Genomic DNA, 22481 nt, shown 5'->3' on the forward strand with positions numbered 1-22481 from the left:
GCTACCGAACTGCACCGACCTACAGCGGCACGCAGACGGTCTTCATCAGCTTGTCGGCGATGGTCTGACGCTTGGCGTCCCACAGTGGGAACAGGAACCCGATGTAGCAGATGATGGCGTCCACGCCGTGCGCGATCTGGCGGAGGAACGACTTCGCAACTCCGATCGGCTGCTGCGTCTGCTCGTCGACGACCTTGAACTTCATCACCTGCTTGCCGATGCTCGAGCCTGTCTTACCTTGTCGCACCACGAAATTCCACAGGGAGAACAGCACGGCGATGAGTATGCACACCGAGAAGATGATCCACGCCGTCGTGGACGGCCCGTTGTTCCCGGTTGCGCACACGTCGTACACGCAGACCGTCTCCACCTTCTGGAACGTGGCCAGGACGATGCCGCCGATCGCAGCGAGAAGGTAGACCGGGATGCTGTCGATCACGTATGCGACCACCCGGGTGAACCACGGCGTGTAGTTGCTCGCATCCGCGGTGTGCCCTGGCGTAGGACCCTGGGCGAAGTCGCCCGAAGGCGGCGGTACCTGCTGACTGGTCACGTTTGCCCCTACTGTCGATACATCGCGACTGCTCGCAGCTTACGGCGGTGATCGCGACGACGCGACAACTTGCTGGGACCCGGCCCGCGCGAACTCGCGCAGGCCGGGCCCTTCAGCGACTACTGCGTCTGCGCCACCGGCGCGATGTGGCCGTTGGTGAGGTACCGGTACGCGTAGACCAGGAACAGCGCGGACACCGGGATGGCGACGAGCAGGCCGACCAGGCAGACCAGCGCACCGACGACCGCGATAACTCCGGCCACCAGCCAGATGAGAAGCACCTGGACGAAGTTGTTCTTGGTGATGTCGATGCTGTGCTTGATCGCATCGACCGGCGACTCGTTGCGATCGACGATGATCACCGTGGTGAAGATCGTGAAGATGCCGATGACGAGACCGATGATCGCGCAGAACGACCCGATAGCGGATGCGACGCCGATGATCAGCGTCGCGATGATCACGCTGACTGTGTTGCGCGGCTTGAAGAACGACCCGATGGTCACCGGTTGACCGTTGGCGATATCCAAAAGACCACTGAGATAAGCGGATTGGATCGCCGCCGCCACCACCATCAGGACGAGGTAGCCGAGGAACAGGACGAGGAAGCTCATGAAGCCGAAGCTCGCCTCGTAGCTGACGCTGTAACCGTAGGACTCGTAGGTGGTTTCCGGTGCGAGCGCGAACGCCAGTCCGTAGGTGGCGCCGGCGATGACGCCGACGATGAGTCCGTACACCAGCGCAGGAACGATGAGTGCCGCGGCGTTCTGGGTGAACTTGTTCCAAGCCCAGGAGAACGCCTCGCTGACGTTAAACGATTGCGCGGCAGGGTAACCCGGCCCTGCGGGCGGATATCCACCGGCCGGCGGGTAACCCCCTTGCTGCGGCGGCGGGTAGCCGCCAGGGGGCGGATAGCTCCCACCTGGCGGAGGCGGCGGTGGGGGCGGCGGATAGTTGCCACCCGGCGGAGGCGGTGGCGGCGGTGGTGGGTAGTTCCCACCGGGCGGGGGCGGGGGCGGGTAGTTGCCACCCGGCGGAGGCGGGGGTGGAGGCGGTTGATCACTCATGGTGTGTCATTCCTTTCGAGACTGTTCGATGACTTTGGGTTGCACCATCGGCGCAAGGTGACGACGAACCAAATCCCTTGTGCCACGGGTCAAATGGCGGCGGGTTGCCGACGGTGTATCAAGTCACCCCCTGCGGTTGTCCACCTGACTTGAACGTCGTGATCGACATGAACGCAGCGGAACCGAGGGCGTTCGCGCCACTCGGTTCCGCGTCAGTCGCATTCGTCTGTAAAGCGCTAGGAGTAAGTGGATGTCGCGCTGAAGCCGACGATCAGATTGAAGATGACGACGATGACGAAGACGATGACGCCCGCGATCGCGCCCCAGATCGCCCACTTCTTGGCATCATCGGCCGCCTGCTGCGCTTCCGCGGCACGCCCCTGGGCCCATAGACCGGAGACCTGGGTGGATTTCACGATCGACACGATGCCAAGCGGCAGACAGCACAACACCGTCACCAGGATGCCCCAGACCAGGTTGTTGTTCGGTGGACCCGCGGCTCCGCCAGGAGGTGGCGGTGGCGTGCCGCCACTCGGCGGTGGCGGAGGAGGGTAATTCCCAGGGGGCGGTGGCGGTTGATCGGTCATGTGCGCCTTCCAGTCAACGTCTTAGCTGGTAACGAGCGTGCTTACGATACCTGAGAAGTGGCTTCGTGCAGCGGTTTATGTGCGGAAGTTGATCACGTGGCGAAATGGCGAAATGCGCTGGTAACTGTCACATCGGCGGCTGGCTCGCCAAATTGTTTGCCAGGCCCCGTAAGTCGTTACCGACGGTTGTTTCCGTCCGAAAGGAATCCGAGTAGGTCGTGGCGGGTGAGGACGCCAACCGGCTTGCCCTCTTCGACGACCATCACGGCATCGCATTCGCGCAGTGCCTTCGCCGCGGTGCTGACGAGTTCTCCCGCCCCGATCAACGGCAGCGGCGGACTCATGTGCTGCGACACCGCGTCGGCCAGCTTTGCCCTGCCCTCGAAGACGGCGGACAGCAGTTCGCGCTCCGAGACGCTGCCTGCGACTTCGCCCGCCATCACCGGCGGCTCGGCGCCCACCACCGGCATCTGGGAGACGCCGTACTCCCGCAGGATGCCGATCGCGTCGCGCACGGTTTCCGACGGGTGGGTGTGTACCAGGTCCGGCAACGCGCCGGACTTACCTCGTAGCACCTCGCCGACGGTGTTCTCCTCCACCGAACCGTCGAGCCGGGTCCGCAGGAATCCATACGAGGACATCCACGCGTCGTTGAAAACCTTTGACAGATAACCTCTTCCGCCATCGGGAAGCAGGACGACCACCAGTGCGTCGGGGCCGGCTTTCTCCGCGACCCTGATCGCCGCGACGACGGCCATACCGCACGATCCGCCGACCAACAGCGCTTCTTCGCGCGCGAGCCGACGCGTCATCTCGAACGAATCGGCGTCGGACACGGCGATGATCTCGTCCGGGACGCCGGGATCGTAGGCGGACGGCCAGAAGTCCTCCCCCACACCTTCCACCAGGTACGGCCGCCCAGTGCCGCCCGAGTAGACCGATCCCTCAGGGTCGACGCCGACGATCCTGACCTTTCCGCCGGACACCTCCTTGAGGTAGCGCCCAGCGCCGGTGATGGTTCCGCCGGTGCCGACTCCGGCGACGAAATGCGTGACCTTGCCGTCGGTGTCCGCCCACACCTCGGGACCGGTCGTCTCGTAGTGGCTCTCGGGACCCATCGGGTTCGAGTACTGGTCGGGCTTCCATGCGCCGTCGATCTCCTCGACCAGTCGGTTGGAGACGCTGTAGTAGCTGTCCGGGTGATCCGGTGGTACCGCCGTCGGGCACACGACGACGTCGGCGCCGTACGCGCGCAACACGTTCTGCTTGTCCTCGCTGACCTTGTCAGGGCAGACGAAGATGCACTTGTAGCCCCGCTGCTGCGCCACCAGCGCCAGCCCCACCCCGGTATTTCCCGACGTCGGCTCGACGATGGTGCCACCGGGTTTGAGCTCGCCACTCTGCTCGGCGGCGTCGATCATCTTGATGGCGATGCGGTCTTTGGAGCTGCCGCCGGGATTGAGGTACTCGATCTTGGCGGCGACGGTGCCTGCGCCTTCGGGGACGACGGAGTTCAGCTGTACCAGAGGGGTATTGCCGATGAGCTCACTGACGTGCCTGGCGATGCGCATGACTCCATCGTGTCAGGCGCCGAACCGGCATACCAGGTGAGGGTTACCAGGTGGCTTCGCGGATGTAGTCGCCGATCTGGCGCAGCGACCGCGTCGCCTCGGACACCATCGGAGCCGCGAGTTGGAAGACGTGCATCTGGCCCGGCCAGACGTGGACCTCGACGGGAACACCTGCGGCGGCAAGCCGTCGAGCCGCCTTGCGCGCGTCGCTGACCAGCACTTCGGAGCCGGACACATGGATCAATGTGCGCGGCAGGCCGGGTTCGATGTGGTCGAGCGGTTCGTACACGTCTTCGGGTTTTCCGTCGACCATGTGCCGGCCGGCCGCCTCGCGGACCAGGTCTACCAGCGCATAGAACGCACGCGGGGGGAACATCGCGTCGCTGTGGATGTTCGGGTGGTTGGCTCGGGTCTCGTTGTCGATCTCGAACAGCGGCGACATCGTCACCATCGCGGCCGGGATTTCGCCTTCCAGGCCCTCGCGCTGAAGCTTCTCGGCGAGCGCCAACGCCAGGTATCCACCGGCGGAATCGCCCGCCAGCACGATCTGGTTGGGTTCGTAGCCCTTCAGGCGCAGCCACTTGTAGGCGTCGTAGCAGTCTTCGAGCGCCTGGCCGACGGAATGCTTGGGGATCATCCGGTAGTTGGCGACCAGGACCGGACAGTCGGCGTATCCGGACAGCGCCGTCACGAGACGGCCGTGGGAGTTCACACCGCACGTGAGGAAGGCACCGCCGTGCAAGTAGAGGATCACCCCGCGCTTACCGTCGGCGGGCAGCACGCCGGGGGCGCGAACCAACTGCGCGGTGCATCTTGGCAAAGAAATCGTGGCTCGGACCGTGCCGACCGGAGGACGCATGACTCGCGAAACCATGTCGACCAAACCCCAGGGCCACGGCAGGCGCGGAGCATAGCTGCCGATAGCTAGAGTCGGTCGAATAGTTAGCAGGGCCGCCAGAGAAGTGAGCCGTCCTGCCAGGCTTGGGCCGTCCTCGACCACCTCGACAGGAGCGCCATCGCTGACCGGAAACTTGCGCGGTTTATGTCCTTTAGCAGGCATTACGCCAAAGTCAGGTGCCTTGGCTACCTTGCGGGGTGCCGTCATCGCCACCACTTCCTACGCCTTTGTAGAGCCCGGGCTCGCCGTTTGCTTCAGCGCTACCGATACCTTAGCTTGACAGGCTCTAGTGCTTTCAACAATCAACGATTCGATTTCGATACCGGACTTGATACCGCAATGTGATCCGTTGACACATGTCGCCACACTGATATCCCAGAAAATCCCTTCTAAACTAATCGCGTGGGCATTCGTGCACCGCGTCGGACGACGAAAATCGCCCTGGCGGCCGCGGCCACGCTCGCATCGTCGGGCTCCGCGTACGTCGGGGCCCGCAACCTGTTGACCGGGCAGGCCGACAAAGCCCGCCGCGTCATCCCGAAGGCTTGGGACGTTCCCCCGCGCGCTGACGGCGTCTATCACCCCGGCGGCGGCCCCGTGGAGCGGTGGCACCGCGACGTACCGTTCGGCCTGCATTTGATGGTTTTCGGCGACTCCACCGCCACCGGTTACGGCTGCCAGAGCGCCGACGAAGTGCCCGGTGTCCTCCTCGCCCGCGGACTCGCCGAAGTGTCAGGGGAGCAAATCAGACTGAGCACAAAGGCGATCGTGGGGGCGACGTCGAAAGGTCTTTCCGGGCAGATCGACGCCATGTTCGTCGCCGGTCCCCCGCCGGATGCAGCGGTCATCATGATCGGGGCGAACGACATCACCCGTCCCAACGGCATTGGGCCGTCGGCGCGGAGGCTGGGCAGGGCCGTCGAGCGGTTGCGGGCCAGCGGCACAGTCGTCGTGGTCGGGACATGTCCGGATTTCGGCGTGATCACAGCGATCCCCCAGCCGCTGCGCATGGTCGCGCGCAGTCGTGGGTTGCGACTGGCACGGGCGCAGACGTCGGCCGTACGCGCCGCGGGTGGGGTTCCTGTTCCGTTCGCTGATCTCCTCGCGCCCGAGTTCCGCAAGGCTCCACACGAACTCTTCAGCGACGACATGTTCCATCCGTCGGCGGCCGGTTACGCATTGGCGGCCAAGCAGTTACTGCCCGCGCTGTGTAATGCGTTGGGCGAGTACATCGATGGGGCCCAGCCCGAAGATGCGCTGGAGCCGCGACATGCCGAGGGCGGCTCCTTGCTGACTCGCGTCGGCAACGTCAGCAGGCTGTGGCGCCGCTCGACCGGGGTCCCCGCACCCGTGGTCGTGCAGGCGAGCTAGGTTGCTTCTAGCCGTCAAATCAAGGAGTTCTCATGGCTGAAGCCGTTATCGTCGCCACTGCACGCTCGCCGATCGGCCGCGCCGTCAAGGGATCGCTCGCCACGATGCGCCCCGATGACTTGGCAGCGCAGATGGTTCGGGCGGTATTGGACAAGGTCCCGTCGCTGGATCCCAAGGACATCGACGACCTCATGATGGGCTGCGCGCAGCCCGCAGGTGAGGCTGGCTACAACATCGCGCGGGCCGTGGCCGTCGAACTCGGCTACGACTTCCTGCCCGGCACCACGGTCAACCGCTACTGCTCGTCGTCGCTGCAGACCACCCGGATGGCGTTCCACGCGATCAAGGCCGGGGAAGGCGACGTGTTCATCTCTGCCGGTGTCGAGACGGTGTCGCGATTCGGCATCGGCGCCGCCGACGGCGCACCGAATTCGAAGAATCCGGTCTTCGACGAGGCCCAGGCGCGAACGGCCAAGCAGGCCGAGGGCGCCGACGAGTGGCACGATCCGCGCGAGGACGGCCTGCTGCCCGACGTGTACATCGCGATGGGTCAGACCGCCGAGAACGTCGCCAACTACACCGGCATCAGCCGCGAGGATCAGGACCACTGGGGCGTGCGGTCGCAGAATCGCGCCGAAGACGCCATCAAGAGCGGCTTCTTCGAGCGGGAGATCGTCCCCGTGAAGCTGCCCGATGGCACCACCGTGACGACTGACGACGGCCCGCGCGCGGGCACCACGTACGAGGCCGTGTCTCAGCTGAAGCCCGTCTTCCGGCCCAACGGCACGATCACCGCGGGCAACGCGTGTCCGCTGAACGACGGTGCGGCCGCGGTCGTCATCATGAGCGATACCAAGGCCAAGGAGTTGGGTCTGACGCCGTTGGCGCGCATCGTGTCGACGGGCGTGAGCGGATTGTCGCCGGAGATCATGGGTCTGGGTCCGATCGAGGCGATCCGCAAGGCATTGGCCAAGGCGGGCAAGACGATTTCCGACATCGACCTGGTCGAGATCAATGAGGCGTTCGCGGTGCAGGTGCTCGGGTCCGCGCGGGAACTCGGCATCGACGAAGACAAGCTCAACGTGTCGGGTGGTGCGATCGCGCTGGGGCATCCGTTCGGTATGACGGGCGCGCGCATTACGGCGACGCTGCTGAATAACCTTGCGACATATGACAAGACGTTCGGCATCGAGTCGATGTGCGTCGGCGGTGGGCAGGGTATGGCGATGGTAGTGGAGCGCCTCTCCTAGTTCTTCCGCCGAGACTGCTGACAGATCGCGATTTCACGAAATTTCGCGATCTGACAACAGTCTCGATCGCCACACGCGGTCAAGACGCCGCAGCACATCGACGGCACGGTTCGCTTTGACAACTCTGAGCCGCGTCCAGCCGAGTTCGGCGATATCTTCTGATCGCTGAATGTCCTTGGCATAGATTTCGGCGTCGTTGCGGTGCTGCTCTCCGTCGTATTCAAGAGCCAGCTGGCGGTCTTCCCACCCCATATCGAGGTAGTAAGTCCGACGGCCCTCGAGGCTGAGCAGTCGAATCTGCGTGCGAGGTCGCGGGTAGCCCGCGCGAATCACCAACAGCCGCAGCCAGGTTTCCTTCGGCGACTCGGCCCCGTTGTCCATGAGATCGAGTGCTTCCTCGAGCTGACGCAGGTTGCGAGCACCGCGGTGTTTTCGCGCAACTGCAAGCACATCTAGGGCCGATATGCCGGTCGCGTTGGCCAGTGCATCCAGACGCGCGACAGCCTCGCCGAGTCGACCGCGACGTCCGATGTCGAATGCCGTGCGCTCGGGGGTGGTGACGGGAGTCCGTTGTAGACACCGAATTCGTCGGCATGAAGCCTCGTGTCGTATGTCCGCAGACCGCGAGGCCGACGAGCGTTGTGCCACACCAGCTCGATGGGGTTTGTCTCGTCGACCCAGTTCGCGCCGTGTAGGGCCGACGCCGTCAACCCGGCGATTACGCCCTCTCGATGTGACCACAGCCATCCCGCGACTGCACGCTGACGCAACGTCAGCGCGACATCCGTCGGCACGTAAACATCTGGGAATTCTGCACGGAACCGCGACCGCAGTTGATGCTTCTTGACGAGACCGTTGGCGATGGCTTCGCTGCCCACGAACGGCCACTTGAGAGTCGTCATGTTGCGACTCTCGCGCTTTCGCGACTTCGAAACTGCTCGCAGATCGCCAGTTGTGGATAAATCGCGATCTGTGAACAGTTTCGGCGAAAGTTCAGAGTCAACGAAAAGCAAAAGGCCCGGCACATTCGTGCCGGGCCTTTTCGCAAAAGCTGCTAGTCGCTGTTGAAGTACGACAGCAGCCGCAGGATCTCGAGGTACAGCCAGACCAGGGTCACGGTCAGGCCGAGCGCGATGCCCCATGCCGCCTTCTCCGGCGCGCCGGCACGGATCATCTGATCAGCGGCGTCGAAGTCGATCAGGAACATGAATGCCGCCAGACCGATGCAGACGAGCGAGAAGATGATCGCCAGCGGACCGCCGCTGCGGAGGCCGAAGCCCTCGCCGCCGCCGACACCGAAGATCGCGAGCACGAAGTTCAGCAAGGCGATAGCCACCACACCGAACAGCGCGGCGACCATCATGCGGGTGAACTTCGGCGTCACCCGGATGGCTCCGGTCTTGTAGACGACGAGCATGCCGACGAACACACCGACGGTGCCGAAGATCGCCTGCGCGATCATCCCCGGACCACCGGACGAGACGAGGTTGGCGAACAGGAACGACGCCGCGCCCAGGAAGAGGCCCTCCAACGCGGCATAGCTCAGCACGATCGCCGGGTTGTCCTGCTTGCGTCCGAACGTCGCGATCAACACCATCGCCAGTCCGCCGAGCGCGCCGACGAGCACGAACGGCATCATCAGCGCGAGGTTCTGCGACACCAAGAAGTACGACAGGACACCGACCACAGTCACCACGGCCAAGGTGAAGCCGGTCTTGGTGACGACGTCATCGATGGTCAGCGGCCGGGCGACGCCCGCCTGCCGCTGGTCGGGGTACTGGATATATGGATCGGCCTGTACCGCCTGCGCGCCGTAGCCGGCGGCACCGGTACCGAATTGCGCGTAGCCGCCCTGGCCCTTGGGCAGGGAACGAAATACCGGGTTGCTGGACTCCCGCACCGTCGGTTCCTCTCTGATGCTTTGGTTCGACTCGTTGACGAACATTCGATCAACGACTGGCGACGCTGATGGGTTCCCGAAGAGAACCTCCCAGGGTCTTCACAGGAAACCCTACCCGGCGGAGCTCAAAGCGGGTTGACGATCTAGATTGCATTCCGTGGACGAAAACGAGGATGTCCTAGTAAACGCACAGCAAGGCGTCGGCCTGATCACCCTCAATCGGCCCAAGGCCATCAATTCGCTGACGCATCCGATGGTCAACGCGATAGCGCCCGTCCTGACCGAATGGGCGGCCGACGACGGCATTCGTGCCGTCCTGGTCGACGGCGCCGGTGAACGTGGCCTCTGCGCAGGTGGCGACATTGTCGCGCTCTATCACAGCTGCCTTGGCCCCAACCAGGGCCAAGAGGCGCGACAGTTCTGGTACGACGAGTACCGGCTCAACGCCCAGATCGGCCGCTTCGACAAGCCCTACGTGGTCCTGATGGACGGCATTGTGATGGGCGGGGGCGTCGGCATCGGCGTGCACGGCAACGTCCGCATCGTCACCGATACGACGAAGATGGCGATGCCCGAGGTCGGCATCGGCTTCATCCCCGACGTCGGCGGCACCCTGTACCTGTCGCGTACGCCGGGTCTGCTCGGCCTGCACGCCGCGCTGACGGGCGCACCGTTCGGCGCAGGCGACGCGATCGCGATGGGCTTCGCCGACCACTACGTGCCTCATGACGCCCTCGAGAGCTTCAGGCGCACCGTCATCGCCGACGGTGTCGACGCCGCCGTGGCAGCGCATGCCACCGAACCGCCGCCGAGTCAGCTACTGGCCCAGCGAGGCTGGATCGACAACTGCTACGCGAAAGAATCAGTCGCCGACATCCTCGCGGCGCTGCGCGACGAAGGCGAGGGCCCCGCCACCGCCGCCGCCGACCTGATCGCCACCCGGTCGCCGATCGCACTGTCCGTCACGCTGGAGGCGGTCAGACGAGCTGCGAAGCTCGCGACTCTGGAAGACGTTCTGCGCCAGGAGTATCGGACGTCGTCCGGGGCGGCGCGCAGCCACGACTTCGTCGAGGGCATCCGTGCCCAGGTCGTCGACAAGGACCGTAACCCGAAATGGTCGCCCGACTCGCTGGCGGCCGTCACCACCGCCGACGTCGAGGCCTACTTCGCGCCGGCCGACCGCGAATTGGAGTTCTCATGACGAGCTACGAAACCATCCTCGTCACGCGCGACGACCGCGTCGGCACCATCACGCTGAACCGGCCGAAGGCGCTCAACGCGCTCAACAGCCAGGTGATGAACGAAGTCGTCGCGGCCGCAGCCGAATTCGACAACGACCCCGGCATCGGCGCGATCATCATCACCGGCAGCGGCGAGAAGGCGTTCGCGGCAGGCGCGGACATCAAAGAGATGGCTCAGCTGTCGTTCGCCGACGTCTTCTCCTCCGACTTCTTCGCGGCCTGGGGGAAGTTCGCCGCCACCCGCACGCCGACGATCGCCGCGGTCAACGGGTACGCGCTCGGTGGGGGCTGCGAGCTGGCCATGATGTGCGATCTGCTCATCGCCGCCGACACCGCGAAGTTCGGTCAGCCCGAGATCAAGCTCGGCGTGCTCCCCGGTATGGGCGGCTCGCAACGGCTGACCCGCGCCATCGGCAAGGCCAAGGCGATGGACCTGATCCTCACCGGACGCAACATGGACGCCGAGGAAGCGGAGCGCGCCGGCCTGGTTTCGCGTGTGGTGCCGGCGGACGCGCTCATGGACGAGGCGAACAAGGTCGCCAAGACCATCGCCGGGATGTCGCTCTCCGCGGCACGGATGGCCAAGGAGGCGGTCAACCGGGCGTTCGAATCGACGCTGGCCGAAGGACTCCTCTACGAGCGCAGGCTCTTCCACTCCGCGTTCGCGACCGAGGACCAGACCGAGGGCATGAACGCGTTCACCGAGAAGCGCACACCGAACTTCCGCCACCGTTAATCTGCGTGGGTGACAGACACCGCTGAGGCCGTCGAGGACGCCCCGCCGCAGGAGGAAACGCCACCCAAGCGGCCGTGGTGGGTGCGTCACTACACGTTCACCGGTACGGCACTGGGTCTGGTTTTCATCTGGCTGTCCCTGACGCCGTCGCTGCTGCCGCGCGGGCCGCTGTTCCAAGGCGTCGTCAGCGGTTCCGCGGGCGCGATCGGATACGGCCTCGGCGTGTTCGTGGTGTGGCTGTGGCGCTACATGCGATCGAAGGACGCCAGTCCGCCGGCGCCGCGCTGGGCCTGGATGGCCCTCCTGGTCGTCGGTGCCATCGGCATGCTCCTGATGATCTTCTACTTCCACCGCTGGCAGGACGAGGTCCGCGACCTCAACGGCGTAGCGCGCCTGGAGTTCTGGGACTACCCGTGGTGTGCGTTCCTGTCGATCGTGGTGCTGTTCATCTTCGTCGAAATCGGCCAGCTCATCGGCAGGCTCGTGCGCTTTCTGGTGCGGCAGCTCAATCGCGTTGCACCACCCCGCATCTCGGCGGTGATCGTCGTCGTCCTGCTGCTCGCCCTGACCATCGCGCTGCTCAACGGTGTGGTGGTGCGCTTCGGCATGAGCGCGTTGAACAAGACGTTCGCGGCGGCCAACGACGAAACCGATCCCGAATTCGGGCCGCCGACATCGCCGTTGCGCTCCGGCGGGCCCGGCTCGGCGGTCACGTGGGATTCGCTGGGCCATCAGGGACGGGTGTTCGTCTCGGCGGGGCCCACGGTCGAGGAGCTCACCGAATTCAACGGCAAACCCGCCATGGAACCGATCCGGACCTATGCCGGACTGCACTCCGCCGACGGCATCAAGGCGACCGCCGCGCTAGCGGCCGAGGAGCTGCAACGTAAGGGCGGCCTCGACCGCGAGGTGGTCGCCGTCGCCACCACCACCGGCACGGGCTGGATCAACGAGGCCGAGGCCTCGGCGCTGGAGTACATGTACAACGGCGACACCGCGATCGTGTCCATGCAGTACTCGTTCCTTCCGAGTTGGCTGTCCTTCCTCGTCGACAAGGAGAACGCACGCCAGGCGGGGCAGGCGCTGTTCGAGGCCGTTGACGGGCTGATCCGCGAGATGCCCGAGGCGGATAGGCCCCGGCTGGTGGTGTTCGGCGAGAGCCTGGGCTCGTTCGGCGGCGAGGCGCCCTTCCTGGCGCTGAACAACCTCATCGCCCGCACCGACGGCGCGCTGTTCTCCGGCCCGACGTTCAACAACACGATCTGGACCCAACTGACCCGCAACCGCGATGCGGGCTCGCCGGAATGGCTGCCCATTTTCGACAAGGGCGACAACGTCCGCTTCGCCGCGAGGTCGGAGAACCTCGACAGGCCCGACGATCCGTGGGGTCATCCGCGGGTGGTGTACCTGCAGCATGCGTCGGACCCGATTGCCTGGTGGAACCCGGATCTGCTGTTCGCCGAACCGGATTGGCTCAAGGAGCCACGCGGCTACGACGTGTCAGGACGCATGCAGTGGATCCCGATCGTCACCTTCCTGCAGGTCTCCGCGGACATGGCGGTTGCGGTTGATGTGCCCGACGGCCACGGCCACGTGTACGTCAAGGACGTCGCCAACGCCTGGGCGGACATTCTGCAGCCCCCGGGCTGGACACCGGAGAAGACCGAGAAGCTGCGCCCGCTACTGAGCAACGACGAAAACGCCTAGACCAGAACGCCTTCGGCCTTCAACGCGTGGTAGCCGCCGATGACGTCGGTGGCACGGTGCAGCCCGAGGTCGAGCAGGGACGCGGCGGCCAGGCTGGAGGTGTAGCCCTCCGAGCACAGCACCACCCATTCGACGTCGTCGTCCACGGCCTGCGGGAGCCGGGCATCGCTGGTCGGGTCGCAGCGCCATTCGAGCACGTTGCGTTCGATCACCAGGGCCGCCGGAACCTCCCCTTCACGTTCGCGCTGGGCCTGCGGCCGGATGTCCACCAGGATCGCGCCACGGGCCAACGCCGCAGGCACTTCCTGTGCAGTTAGTCTGGTCAGCCGGGCACGGGCGTCGGCCAGGATGCGATCGATGCGGCTCACCACCGAAACTGTAGCCATCGACGTCATCCCTCCGGCTCGTCGGTGAGTTCGGTGCGATTGCGGCGCAGTGTGTTCCGAGGTGTCACCTCGTAATAGGACATCGCGGTCAACGGCGGCGAGTATGCGTGCACGCTCAAAGTCGGGGTGATCGGTGCCGAAGTGTCCCGGTCGGGCGCCCACACCACGTCGTGCACCCAGCCGAGCGGGAACGCCGCCTGGTCCCCCGCCTTGAGGTGCCGGCGCCTGAGCTCCCGGCCGTCCCAACGGGTTTCCTCCAGCGCACCGGACACCACGGTCAGTGCGCCCAGCGAACCACCGTGGTCGTGCAGCTCGGTCGAGCGGTCCGGAACCCAGCTGATGAGCCAGACGTCGAGGTCGTCGTCGCCGTGCAGCCGGGTGTACCAGCGGTCGGTTGTCGGGAGACCACCCGGCGGCAGCACGCCGTCGTAGCGGCCGGAGAACACGTCATCGGCGTAACGGTCGGTGGCATGCAGTAGGTCGGGTTGGCGCAGTCGGGTCGGCAACGAGATGGCGGAAACCATGCGAACTCCAGGGAATGACGGACGGAACGGACAGGGACAGGCGCGTCAGGCGCAACAGTCCATGCGGCAGATGCACAGGTATCCGGTCGTCACGGCCGCAAGTCTGGCATGAAGACGGGTGGCCGATCTGCAACGACGCCGTGGCCCGTACCGGACCGGACGGAAGCCGCTGTTCAGGGAGTGGCTTTTGAGGCCGGCATCTAAATTCACGGTGAGTCGAAGTCGACGGCACGATCGTCCGTCCGCGAGCCATTGCATAGATTGGCTGGCATGAGCAGGCATTCTCGGCGCGCCGTCGGGGCGGCGGCGCTCGTGATCGTCGCCATGGCCGTGGGCACCGGGTGCTCATCAGGAACCGACACCTCGTCAGGACCCGACGCCGGGCCCACCACGCCGGCACCGGCCGAGACGACCACGACGACGTCGGAGACCCCTACCGCGGCCCCCGGCGAGGTCGCCGTATCCCCGGACGGCGTCACGACGGCCGTCGGAGCTCCAGCCGACTCCACCGAGGACGAGTACTTCAAGGCGTGTAAGGCTGCGCGCGACTGGATGCAACAGCAGGGCGGCGACGCCAAGGCGCAGCTCGAGCCGTATTTGAAAAACGTGCAGGCCTCCGACGCACCGGGCCCGGGCACGTTCGACACCCCGTGGTCCCAGCTGCCTCCGCCGCGCCAGGCGGCGGTGATCGTGGCGGCGCAAGCCGCCGCCGACGCGCTCTGCGGTTAGGCGCAGAATGGCCTTATGGCTGGCAAGCGAGTCGCCCTTGCCCTCGGCAGTGGAGGGGCTCGCGGGTACGCCCACATCGGGGTCATCCATGAACTGCAGGACCGCGGCTACGAGATCGTCGGCATCGCGGGATCGTCGATGGGTGCGCTCGTCGGCGGCCTCCAGGCCGCGGGAAAGCTCGACGATTTCGCGGAGTGGGCCAGGGCGCTGACCCAACGCGCGATACTTCGCCTCCTCGATCCGAAGATCACCGCCGCCGGGGTGCTGCGCGCCGAGAAGATCCTCGACGCGGTCCGCGACATCCTCGGCGAAGTGAAGATCGAGGAGTTGCCGATCCCCTACACGGCGGTCAGCACCGACCTGCTCTCGGGGAAGTCGGTATGGCTGCAGCGCGGGCCCGTGGATGCCGCGATCCGGGCGTCGATCGCGATCCCGGGTGTGATCGTGCCGCACGTGCTCGACGGGCGACTGCTTGCCGACGGTGGCATCCTCGACCCGCTGCCGATGGCGCCGATAGCCGCCGCCAACGCCGATCTCACGATCGCGGTGAGTCTGGCCGGCAGCGAGGCGGGCGGCGAGGAGCCCGAGGATTCCGAACCCGGGCCCACCGCGGAATGGCTGGGGCGGATGTGGCGCAGCACCACCGCGCTGTTCGACGCGGGCCAGTCCGACGAGAGCGAGGACAAGCTCATCGCCGCGTCGAAGGAGGCTCCCAAGGGGATGCCGGTGCCGAAGCTCGGCAGCTTCGAGGTGATGAACCGGACGATCGACATCGCGCAGGCCGCGCTGGCCCGTCACACCCTGGCGGCGTATCCCCCCGACGTGTTGATCGAGGTGCCAAGGACCGCATGCCGCAGTCTCGAATTCCACCGCGCAAGCGAGGTCATCGATATCGGTCGCGAACTCGCCGCGACGGTGCTCGACGGGCTGGAGAAGCCCGAGACCGCCTCTGTGAAAACGTGATTCAGCGACCGAGGAAATCGGCGACCTCTGCCGCCACCCGCCTGCCCTGCTGACGGCCCGCCACGGCGGACGGCACCCGGCATGCGGGATCCAGCGGGTTGGGACCGAAGGCCGCCAGCGCCTCGTCGTCGGCGAACACCGCATACGTCGCACCGGAGAACGCCTCGACCTCGGCGGCAGTTCCGTCGCCGAACGGTGACGGCGACGACTTGCCCTGCGGCACAAGGACAACGGCTTCGTCACAATCGGCTGCCAGGGCCATGTTGACGGTGCTGCCGACGCCGCCGTCCATGTAGCGCCGGTCTCCGATCGTCACGGGCGGCCAGGCACCGGGAACGGCGCAGCTGGCGGCCACCGCGTCGACCAGACTGACTCCCGACGACGCGTCGAAGGCGACGAGTTCACCTGTCGCGGTGTCGATCGCCGAGATGCGCACGTCCCGCTCCGGCCACTCGTGGCTGGGCAGGCGGTTGGCGATCACGTCGCGACGCACGGCCTCGCTGACGGTCTCCGCCGACAGCGCGATCGCACCGATCTTCTGCAGCTTCTCGGCGGTCGTCACACCGGGCTGCAGCATGGCGGCGACGAACAATTCGGTGATCTCGTCGACGCCGATCTTCGGGTTCAGCTCGGTCGACGTCGGCGCGGTCTGTCGCTGGAACAACTCGTCGAGACTGAGTCCACTGACCAGCTGCGCGGCGACCGTCGACCCTGCCGACGTCCCCACCAGGACGTCGGTGTTCAAGAGTGCCTCCACCGTCGCGGGTGATTCGTCGGCGACGCCGCGCAGAATGCCCGTCTCCCACGCGATGCCCGCCAGTCCCCCGCCGGCGAGCACCAGCGCACGTTTCGTCGTCACAGCTGCGAGTGTGCCAAATGCGGCGGTGCCGACGATTCCGCGGGCCTGCGCAACCGTTAGTGTCGAGCCATGATGCCCGGCACGGGATTCATCGCCGCCGTCGGAGCCGCAGCGTTGATCGTCGCGGGCTGTCCGGCCGCCCTGGCCCAGCCACCCGCGCCGCCGACCCCGATCATCCCGCCGCCCGTCCAGCCGGCCAACGTGGGCGACGTCAAGCGCGACGCCGTCGCGTATTACGACAGCGGCGCATACCTGACGAACCTGCAACAGGCCGCCGCGCCCGCGGCCGCGTGGATCAAGGAGCAGGCTCCGCACGTCGCCCGTCCTGCGGTGGTTTTCGACATCGACGAAACCGCGTTGTCGAACTGGGAAGCCATCAAGGCCAACGACTTCGGCCGGTTCGGCGACGGGCCGTGTGACCAGCTGCCCGAGGGGCCATGCGGATGGCTGGCGTGGGATCTGAGCGGGCGCTCGACGCTGATCCCGCCGACGATGGATGTCTTCAACACCGCGAAAGAGCACGGTGCGACGATCTTCTTCATCACCGGCCGTGACGAGTCTCAGCGTGCCGCCACCGAACGCAATCTGCTCGACACCGGTTACATCGGATATGAGCGGCTGATCATGGAACCGACTGGCGCCCACTATGTTTCCGCCGCTGACTTCAAGGCGCCGCAGCGGGCGGCGATCGAAGCGCAGGGCTACACGATCATCGCCAACGTCGGCGACCAGCCGTCCGATCTCGCCGGTGGCTTCGCCCAACAGACCTACCTGCTACCGAATCCGTTCTACCGCATCCCCTAGGAGTGACATGGTCGACACAATGCGGGCGCAGCGCTTCTACGCAGACTCGAAGACCATTGCGGTGGAAGACGTTCCGATACCGGAGCCCGGGCCCGGCGAAGTTTTGGTCAAGGTCGCGTTCTGCGGCATCTGTCACTCCGACCTCAGCCTGATCAACGGCACCTTCCCGGCAATGCTGCCCGTGGTGACACAGGGTCACGAGGCGTCGGGGACGATCGCCAAGCTCGGTCCCGACGTCACAGGCTGGAAGGAGGGCGACCGCGTGGTCGTCGCGGCGGGCCGCCCGTGCATGTCCTGCGCGAACTGCCGCCGCGGCGACGTGACGAACTGCCTGGCCATCCAGTTGATGGCGTTCGCCTACGACGGCGGGTGGGCGGAATACACCGTCGCGCAGGCGTTCGGCCTGACCCCGGTCCCCGACAACGTCCCGCTGGAGCAGGCGGCGATCCTCGCCGACGCGGTGTCGACGCCGTTCGGTGCGGTGGTGCGCACCGGCAAGGTCGGCATCGGCGAATCGGTCGGCGTATGGGGCGTCGGCGGTGTCGGCACCCACATCGTGCAGCTCGCGCGGCTGGTCGGTGCCGTGCCGGTGATCGCCGTCGACATCAAACCCGAAGTGCTCGATCGCGCACTCACACTCGGTGCCGACCACGCCTTCGATGCGCGTGACGACCGGCTTGCGGAGAAGATCGCTGACGTGACGGGAGGCCGCAAGCTCGATGTCGCGTTCGACGCGGTCGGTCTGAAGTCGACGTTCGAACAGGCCCTCGATAGCCTGACGGTCGGCGGCCGTTTGGTAGCAGTCGGAATGAGCGCCGAATCCCCCACCGTCGGACCCACCAGCATGTTCGGGCTGACGCAGAAGCACGTGCTGGGCCACCTCGGCTACCAGAACGTCGACATCGCAACCCTGGCCGCGTTGGTTTCCACTGGGCGCCTTGATATCTCGCGGTCAATCAGCGACATCGTCGCACTCGAAGACATCAGGGTCGGCATCGAACGGCTCGAGCGGCAGGAGGGCAACCCGATCCGCATCCTGGTCAAGCCGTGACCGGTGCCCTCACCGACCGCGGGACTAGTTGACTGCCGACGGGGCCGCCATGTCCTGTTTGCAGTCCTATGACCGAGATTGCGCTCATGGCTGTTGATCAGCCAAACGACCCTGTGTTCAATCTCGGTCATAGGACGCAGTTGGCAAACCCACCCCTCCGCCAGGACTAGCCCAGTCGAGGCGCAGCCTTACCGCTGATCAGCGGCAGGTCCAGATACGTCGCAATTCCGGGTGCTGCGGCGCAGACGGCGGGAACCGAGTTCACGCAGTGCGCCGCGGTGCCGACGATGCCGTACTCCGGCCCCTCTCCACCGACGGCGGACTGGAAGCCTTTGACCGTGATCGAGATGTCGGGGTTGCCCTGGATCTCCATCTCGTAGCGTTGTCCTTCGGGGCCGAATGTCCATGCGGGATCCAGCTTTTCCTCGCCCATCAGCCAGTTGACGGTGACGCGCACGACGACCTCGTCGCCGACCAGCGCCTCCCAGTGGAACTTGCGGCCTGCGACCTGGCCCGGCTCGATCACGCCGATCGGCGATTCGATCGGAGCTGTGGCGACCGCGATCTCCTGTGACGAGCGCACTTTCGGATCGGCGTTGAAGCCGACCTTGTCGACGATCATCTTCACGGCCTGGATGAAGCCGCCGTCGAGCAGCTTCTGCATCGGCCCGCTGAGGGCCTTGTCGGGGACCTCGCCGAAGCCCATCACATGGCGCACGACGTCGGGCGCTTCATACGTGCGCAGGTCGGAGAACTCCTCGGCACGAACGAATGTCACGCCGGTCGAGAACGCCGAGAACAGCAGCGGAAACTTCTCGCTGATGCCGCCGGGCGCCATGCCGGTGCCGTGCAGCGTCACGTTGCCCTCGAGCGCGGCATCGCGAAGGCCGGCCGACTGTCGCTCGCTGGGATAGACCCACCCGACCGGGGTCACCACGTTCTTCCCGGACCGCAGCAGCGCAGCGACCTCGTCGGGGTTGGGCAGCAGAGGCGAATAGATGACCGCGTCGGCGTCGAGCGCGAGGACTTCGTCGACGTTGTTGGTCGCGGTGACGCCGATCGGCTCGCCTCCGATGAGCTCGCCGACGTCCTTGCCCGACTTGTCCGCCGAGTGCACCCAGCAGCCGACGAGTTCGAGGTCGGGGTGCTCGAGCACACCCTTGATGGCGGCAACTCCGACACCACCCGTCGCCCACTGCACGACCTTCAGGGCCATACCGCCTCCTAAAACTAGAACACGTTCTATTCCGGTCTACACCACTTCTTGCCCCGTTCGGGTGACAATTGGCGCGATGGCTTCGATCAAGATCGAGTTCGGCGTGCTGGGGCCCCTGCAGATGACGGCCGACGGCGCGCCGATCACGCTGGGCACCCCCAAGCTGCGGGCCGTGCTGGCGATGCTCGTGATGAATCGAAATCGGCCGGTGTCCATCGACGCCCTGATCACTGCGGCATGGGAGGAGGGCCCGCCGCCGGAGGCCAGGGCCAGCCTGCATTCCTACATCTCGAACCTGCGCAAGCTGATCAGCGCAGCGGGTGCGGATCCGAAAACGATGTTGGTCAACGCCCCGCCCGGGTACCGGCTCAACCTGCCCGACACCGACTGCGACATCGGCCGGTTCGTGGCCGAGAAAGCCGCCGGGGTGCACGCCGCCGCGGCGGGTCGCTTCGAGGAGGCCAGCCGTCACCTGACCGACGCGCTGGCCGAGTGGCGCGGCCCCGTCCTCGACGACCTGCGCACCTTCCAGTTCGTCAACGTGTTCGCCACCGCGCTCACCGAGGACAAGGTGGTTGCCCACACCGCCCGGGCTGAAGCCGAAATCGCTTGTGGGCGTGCGTATGCCGTGATCGGCGAGCTCGAGAGCCTGACGGTGGAGTACCCATACCGCGAACCGTTGTGGGCACAACTGATCACCGCGTACTACGCGGCCGAACGCCAGTCCGAGGCGCTGGACGCCTACCAGCGGCTCAAGTCGACGCTGGCCGAAGATCTGGGCATCGACCCTGGGCCGACCGTGCGGGCGCTGCACGAGAAGATCCTTCGGCAGGAGTCGCTGGACGTGAAAGGCGCCGCGAAGACCACGGCGGTACACCAGATCGGCGACATCGACATGCGCACCTCGGTCAATTCGACGGCGGCGCTGGCGACGCTGCGTTCGGCGGCCGGGCACGCCTACCCGCTGACGGCGACGGCCACCAGGATCGGGCGGCTCGCCGACAACGACATCGTGCTCGACGACAGCAATGTCAGCCGTCATCACGCGGTGATCATCGACACCGGAACCAGCTTCGTGATCACCGATCTGCGCTCGGCCAACGGCATTGACGTGCGGGGAGAGCGGATTCGAGGCACCGCAACGCTCGCCGACGGCGACAAGATCCGCATTTGCGATCACGAGTTCACGTTTGAGATCGAGCCGCGCTCGACGTAGTGCGGCATTAGGGTGTGTTTGCCCGGCAAGACACCCCTGAGGAGAGCCCCGGTGAGCGACCCCGAAAAGGAGTCACGCGTTGGTACGCAGATCGGCCCGTACCGACTGCGCCGGCTGCTGGGCAAGGGCGGCATGGGTGAGGTCTACGAGGCCGAGGACACGGTCAAGGACCGCATCGTCGCTCTGAAGTTGTTGCCGGAGTCGGCGTCCAACGATCCGGTGTTCCGCAAGCGGCTGCAGCGCGAGGCGCATTCGGCCGGACGGCTGCAGGAACCCCACGTCGTCCCGATTCACGACTACGGCGAGATCGACGGGCTGCTGTACGTCGACATGCGCATGATCGAAGGCCAAGACCTTCGCAAGATGCTCAAGGCGTACGGGCCGTTGACGCCGGCGCGGGCCGTGGCGATCGTGCGGCAGATCGCCTCAGCGCTCGATGCCGCGCACGAAAGCGGCGTCATGCACCGCGACGTCAAGCCCGAGAACATCATCATCACCCGCGACGACTTCGCGTACCTGGTCGATTTCGGCATCGCCAACGCCGCCACCGACGAGAAGCTCACCGAACTCGGCACCGCGGTCGGCACCTACGCCTACATGGCTCCCGAGCGGTTCACCCGCGACGAGGTGACGTACCGCGCCGACATCTACGCGTTGGCGTGCGTGCTGCACGAATGCCTCACCGGTGGGCAGCCGTATCCCGGCGACAGCGTCAGCGTCATCATCACCGCCCACCTGATGCACCCCATCCCCAAGCCGAGCGTCGAACGGCCCGGGATTCCCGGCAGATTCGACGAGGTGATCGCCCGTGGCATGGCCAAGAAGCCGGAGGATCGCTACGCCAGCGCGGGCGACCTGGCGGCGGCCGCCACCGCAGCGCTGACCCATCGGGAGCAGGATCAGGCGGCGACCATCTTGCAGCGCAGCGAGGCGGCGACGAAGCCTGTGCCACCCACGCCGCTGCCGGGCCCGCCGCCTTATCCGATCTCCCACACACCGCCGCCGGGATCGCCGCCGACGCCGGGGTCCTACCCCGTCGCACAACCGCCCCCGCCGTCGGGCCCTCGACCCGTGGCGTTTCATACCGGTCCCCCGCCCAGCGGGCCGATCGGACCTCAGGTTCCGAGTGGGCCGCCCAGCGGGCCGATGTGGTCGGCGACGCCGGCACCCCCCGGTCCGCCGCAGCCGCCGTCGTCGGGTGGGTCAAAGGTCCCGTGGATTCCGCTGGCGGCCGTCGCCGCGGTGTTGGCGTTGGTGCTCGGGGGCCTCGGCATCTGGTGGATGGTCGGCGGGGACGACTCGTCGACGTCGGGCATGGGTACGTCGGAGACCAGCACGACGACGATGACCAGCGAACGGACCACCAGGCGGACGCCAAGGACGACAACCCCGACGCAGAACCCGGATTCGTTCGAATCGAAGCTCATGTCGGTGCTACCGCGCGGCTACGACGCCGGCGTGTGCGAGCCGGCGAGCCCACCGGCGACGGGCGCCCTCGCGACCGTCGACTGCGGTCCGGCGTCACCCGAGGGTGGTCCGGAGAACGCCCGGTATTCGCTGTTCGCCGACCAGGGCGCCCTCGACCGGGCGTTCGACGATTCCGTCGCGGCGAACTCGGAGCTGGTGCAGTGCCCGAACAGCAACGCCGATTCGCCGACGACGTGGCACTACACCGAGACGCCGGACAAGGTCGAGGGCCGGATCGCCTGCGGCGTCTTCAACGGCCGTCAGGACGTGACGTGGACCTTCAACGAACACCTGATGCTCGGCGATGCGCAGGGACCCGATCTCCCCGGCCTGCACGATTGGTGGCTGAAGTTCGCCTGAGGTAGCGATTTCGGCGTGCTGGGTCACG

General features: G+C 66.1%; 21 protein-coding genes and 1 pseudogene. 11 read left to right on the forward strand and 11 right to left on the reverse strand.

Annotated elements, in window-relative coordinates:
* Positions 1-19: 19 nt before the first annotated feature.
* The 5 genes from H7J93_RS18690 to H7J93_RS18710 form a co-directional block, all read right to left on the reverse strand.
* The gene (locus H7J93_RS18690; protein WP_267307772.1) at positions 20-553 is read right to left on the reverse strand and encodes an RDD family protein; all 534 of its coding nucleotides are present in this window, start codon (positions 551-553) and stop codon (positions 20-22) included.
* Positions 554-672: 119 nt separating this feature from the next.
* On the reverse strand, positions 673-1617 hold the full coding sequence (locus tag H7J93_RS18695) for a DUF2189 domain-containing protein (RefSeq protein ID WP_267307773.1): 945 nt from the start codon (positions 1615-1617) through the stop codon (positions 673-675).
* 236 nt (positions 1618-1853) lie between these two features.
* The gene (locus tag H7J93_RS18700; protein ID WP_267307774.1) at positions 1854-2204 is read right to left on the reverse strand and encodes a CD225/dispanin family protein; all 351 of its coding nucleotides are present in this window, start codon (positions 2202-2204) and stop codon (positions 1854-1856) included.
* Positions 2205-2380: 176 nt separating this feature from the next.
* Positions 2381-3775 carry a cystathionine beta-synthase gene (locus tag H7J93_RS18705; RefSeq protein WP_267307775.1) on the reverse strand — a complete coding sequence of 465 codons (1395 nt, stop codon included), beginning with the start codon at positions 3773-3775 and terminating at the stop codon, positions 2381-2383.
* A 43-nt stretch (positions 3776-3818) separates the two neighbouring features.
* A complete protein-coding gene (locus H7J93_RS18710; RefSeq protein WP_267307776.1) occupies positions 3819-4880 on the reverse strand; it encodes an alpha/beta hydrolase fold domain-containing protein in 1062 nt (353 codons plus the stop codon).
* Positions 4881-5075: 195 nt separating this feature from the next.
* Between H7J93_RS18710 and H7J93_RS18715 the strand changes: the two genes are divergently transcribed.
* Together H7J93_RS18715 and H7J93_RS18720 are read left to right on the forward strand one after the other, a co-directional pair.
* Positions 5076-6044 carry an SGNH/GDSL hydrolase family protein gene (locus tag H7J93_RS18715; protein WP_267307777.1) on the forward strand — a complete coding sequence of 323 codons (969 nt, stop codon included), beginning with the start codon at positions 5076-5078 and terminating at the stop codon, positions 6042-6044.
* Positions 6045-6076: 32 nt separating this feature from the next.
* Positions 6077-7294 (forward strand): acetyl-CoA C-acetyltransferase, encoded by a 1218-nt coding sequence (locus tag H7J93_RS18720; protein WP_267307778.1) that lies wholly within the window; start codon positions 6077-6079, stop codon positions 7292-7294.
* A gap of 33 nt (positions 7295-7327) precedes the next feature.
* Here H7J93_RS18720 and H7J93_RS18725 read toward each other — a convergent pair.
* Both H7J93_RS18725 and H7J93_RS18730 read right to left on the reverse strand, forming a co-directional pair.
* A pseudogene (locus tag H7J93_RS18725) lies at positions 7328-8196 on the reverse strand (type IV toxin-antitoxin system AbiEi family antitoxin).
* A gap of 152 nt (positions 8197-8348) precedes the next feature.
* Complete coding sequence (locus H7J93_RS18730) at positions 8349-9194, reverse strand: Bax inhibitor-1/YccA family protein (RefSeq protein WP_267307779.1); 846 nt, start codon at positions 9192-9194, stop codon at positions 8349-8351.
* A gap of 157 nt (positions 9195-9351) precedes the next feature.
* On the opposite strand from H7J93_RS18730, the gene H7J93_RS18735 reads away from it, so the two are divergent.
* From H7J93_RS18735 to H7J93_RS18745, 3 genes are read left to right on the forward strand one after another with little or no spacing between them, the layout of a single operon-like run.
* Positions 9352-10395, forward strand: a complete 1044-nt coding sequence (locus H7J93_RS18735) for an enoyl-CoA hydratase/isomerase family protein (RefSeq protein WP_267307780.1) — start codon at positions 9352-9354, stop codon at positions 10393-10395.
* On the forward strand, positions 10392-11171 hold the full coding sequence (locus H7J93_RS18740) for an enoyl-CoA hydratase (RefSeq protein WP_267307781.1): 780 nt from the start codon (positions 10392-10394) through the stop codon (positions 11169-11171). Before H7J93_RS18735 ends, H7J93_RS18740 begins: the two co-directional genes overlap by 4 nt.
* A 9-nt stretch (positions 11172-11180) precedes the next feature.
* On the forward strand, positions 11181-12878 hold the full coding sequence (locus H7J93_RS18745; protein WP_267307782.1) for an alpha/beta hydrolase: 1698 nt from the start codon (positions 11181-11183) through the stop codon (positions 12876-12878).
* Here H7J93_RS18745 and H7J93_RS18750 read toward each other — a convergent pair.
* Both H7J93_RS18750 and H7J93_RS18755 read right to left on the reverse strand, forming a co-directional pair.
* Positions 12875-13246: a rhodanese-like domain-containing protein gene (locus H7J93_RS18750; protein ID WP_267307783.1), complete on the reverse strand. Its 372-nt coding sequence runs from the start codon at positions 13244-13246 to the stop codon at positions 12875-12877. The genes H7J93_RS18745 and H7J93_RS18750 overlap by 4 nt on opposite strands.
* Before the next feature lie 23 nt (positions 13247-13269).
* Positions 13270-13788, reverse strand: a complete 519-nt coding sequence (locus H7J93_RS18755; protein ID WP_267307784.1) for a cysteine dioxygenase — start codon at positions 13786-13788, stop codon at positions 13270-13272.
* 270 nt (positions 13789-14058) lie between these two features.
* Between H7J93_RS18755 and lpqV the strand changes: the two genes are divergently transcribed.
* Both lpqV and H7J93_RS18765 read left to right on the forward strand, forming a co-directional pair.
* Positions 14059-14517 carry a lipoprotein LpqV gene (gene lpqV / locus H7J93_RS18760; RefSeq protein ID WP_267307785.1) on the forward strand — a complete coding sequence of 153 codons (459 nt, stop codon included), beginning with the start codon at positions 14059-14061 and terminating at the stop codon, positions 14515-14517.
* A 15-nt stretch (positions 14518-14532) separates the two neighbouring features.
* Positions 14533-15480 carry a patatin-like phospholipase family protein gene (locus H7J93_RS18765; protein WP_267307786.1) on the forward strand — a complete coding sequence of 316 codons (948 nt, stop codon included), beginning with the start codon at positions 14533-14535 and terminating at the stop codon, positions 15478-15480.
* A gap of 1 nt (position 15481) precedes the next feature.
* Here H7J93_RS18765 and H7J93_RS18770 read toward each other — a convergent pair whose 3' ends face one another.
* Entirely contained in the window at positions 15482-16339 is an 858-nt protein-coding gene (locus H7J93_RS18770) for a patatin-like phospholipase family protein (RefSeq protein ID WP_267307787.1), read from the reverse strand.
* A 69-nt stretch (positions 16340-16408) separates the two neighbouring features.
* Here H7J93_RS18770 and H7J93_RS18775 point away from each other — a divergent pair, with 69 nt between their 5' ends.
* A complete protein-coding gene (locus H7J93_RS18775) occupies positions 16409-17143 on the forward strand; it encodes an HAD family acid phosphatase (RefSeq protein WP_267307788.1) in 735 nt (244 codons plus the stop codon).
* Between the two features lie 7 nt (positions 17144-17150).
* Entirely contained in the window at positions 17151-18194 is a 1044-nt protein-coding gene (locus tag H7J93_RS18780; RefSeq protein WP_267307789.1) for a zinc-binding dehydrogenase, read from the forward strand.
* A gap of 166 nt (positions 18195-18360) precedes the next feature.
* On the opposite strand, the gene H7J93_RS18785 is transcribed toward H7J93_RS18780, so the two are convergent.
* Positions 18361-19410 (reverse strand): NAD(P)H-dependent amine dehydrogenase family protein, encoded by a 1050-nt coding sequence (locus H7J93_RS18785; RefSeq protein ID WP_267307790.1) that lies wholly within the window; start codon positions 19408-19410, stop codon positions 18361-18363.
* Between the two features lie 76 nt (positions 19411-19486).
* Between H7J93_RS18785 and H7J93_RS18790 the strand changes: the two genes are divergently transcribed.
* The gene (locus H7J93_RS18790; protein WP_267307791.1) at positions 19487-20626 is read left to right on the forward strand and encodes a BTAD domain-containing putative transcriptional regulator; all 1140 of its coding nucleotides are present in this window, start codon (positions 19487-19489) and stop codon (positions 20624-20626) included.
* 51 nt (positions 20627-20677) lie between these two features.
* Complete coding sequence (locus H7J93_RS18795) at positions 20678-22453, forward strand: serine/threonine-protein kinase (protein ID WP_267307792.1); 1776 nt, start codon at positions 20678-20680, stop codon at positions 22451-22453.
* Positions 22454-22481: the final 28 nt, after the last annotated feature.

The sequence above is a fragment of the Mycobacterium barrassiae genome, from assembly GCF_025822765.1.
Taxonomy (GTDB): Bacteria; Actinomycetota; Actinomycetes; order Mycobacteriales; family Mycobacteriaceae; genus Mycobacterium; species Mycobacterium barrassiae.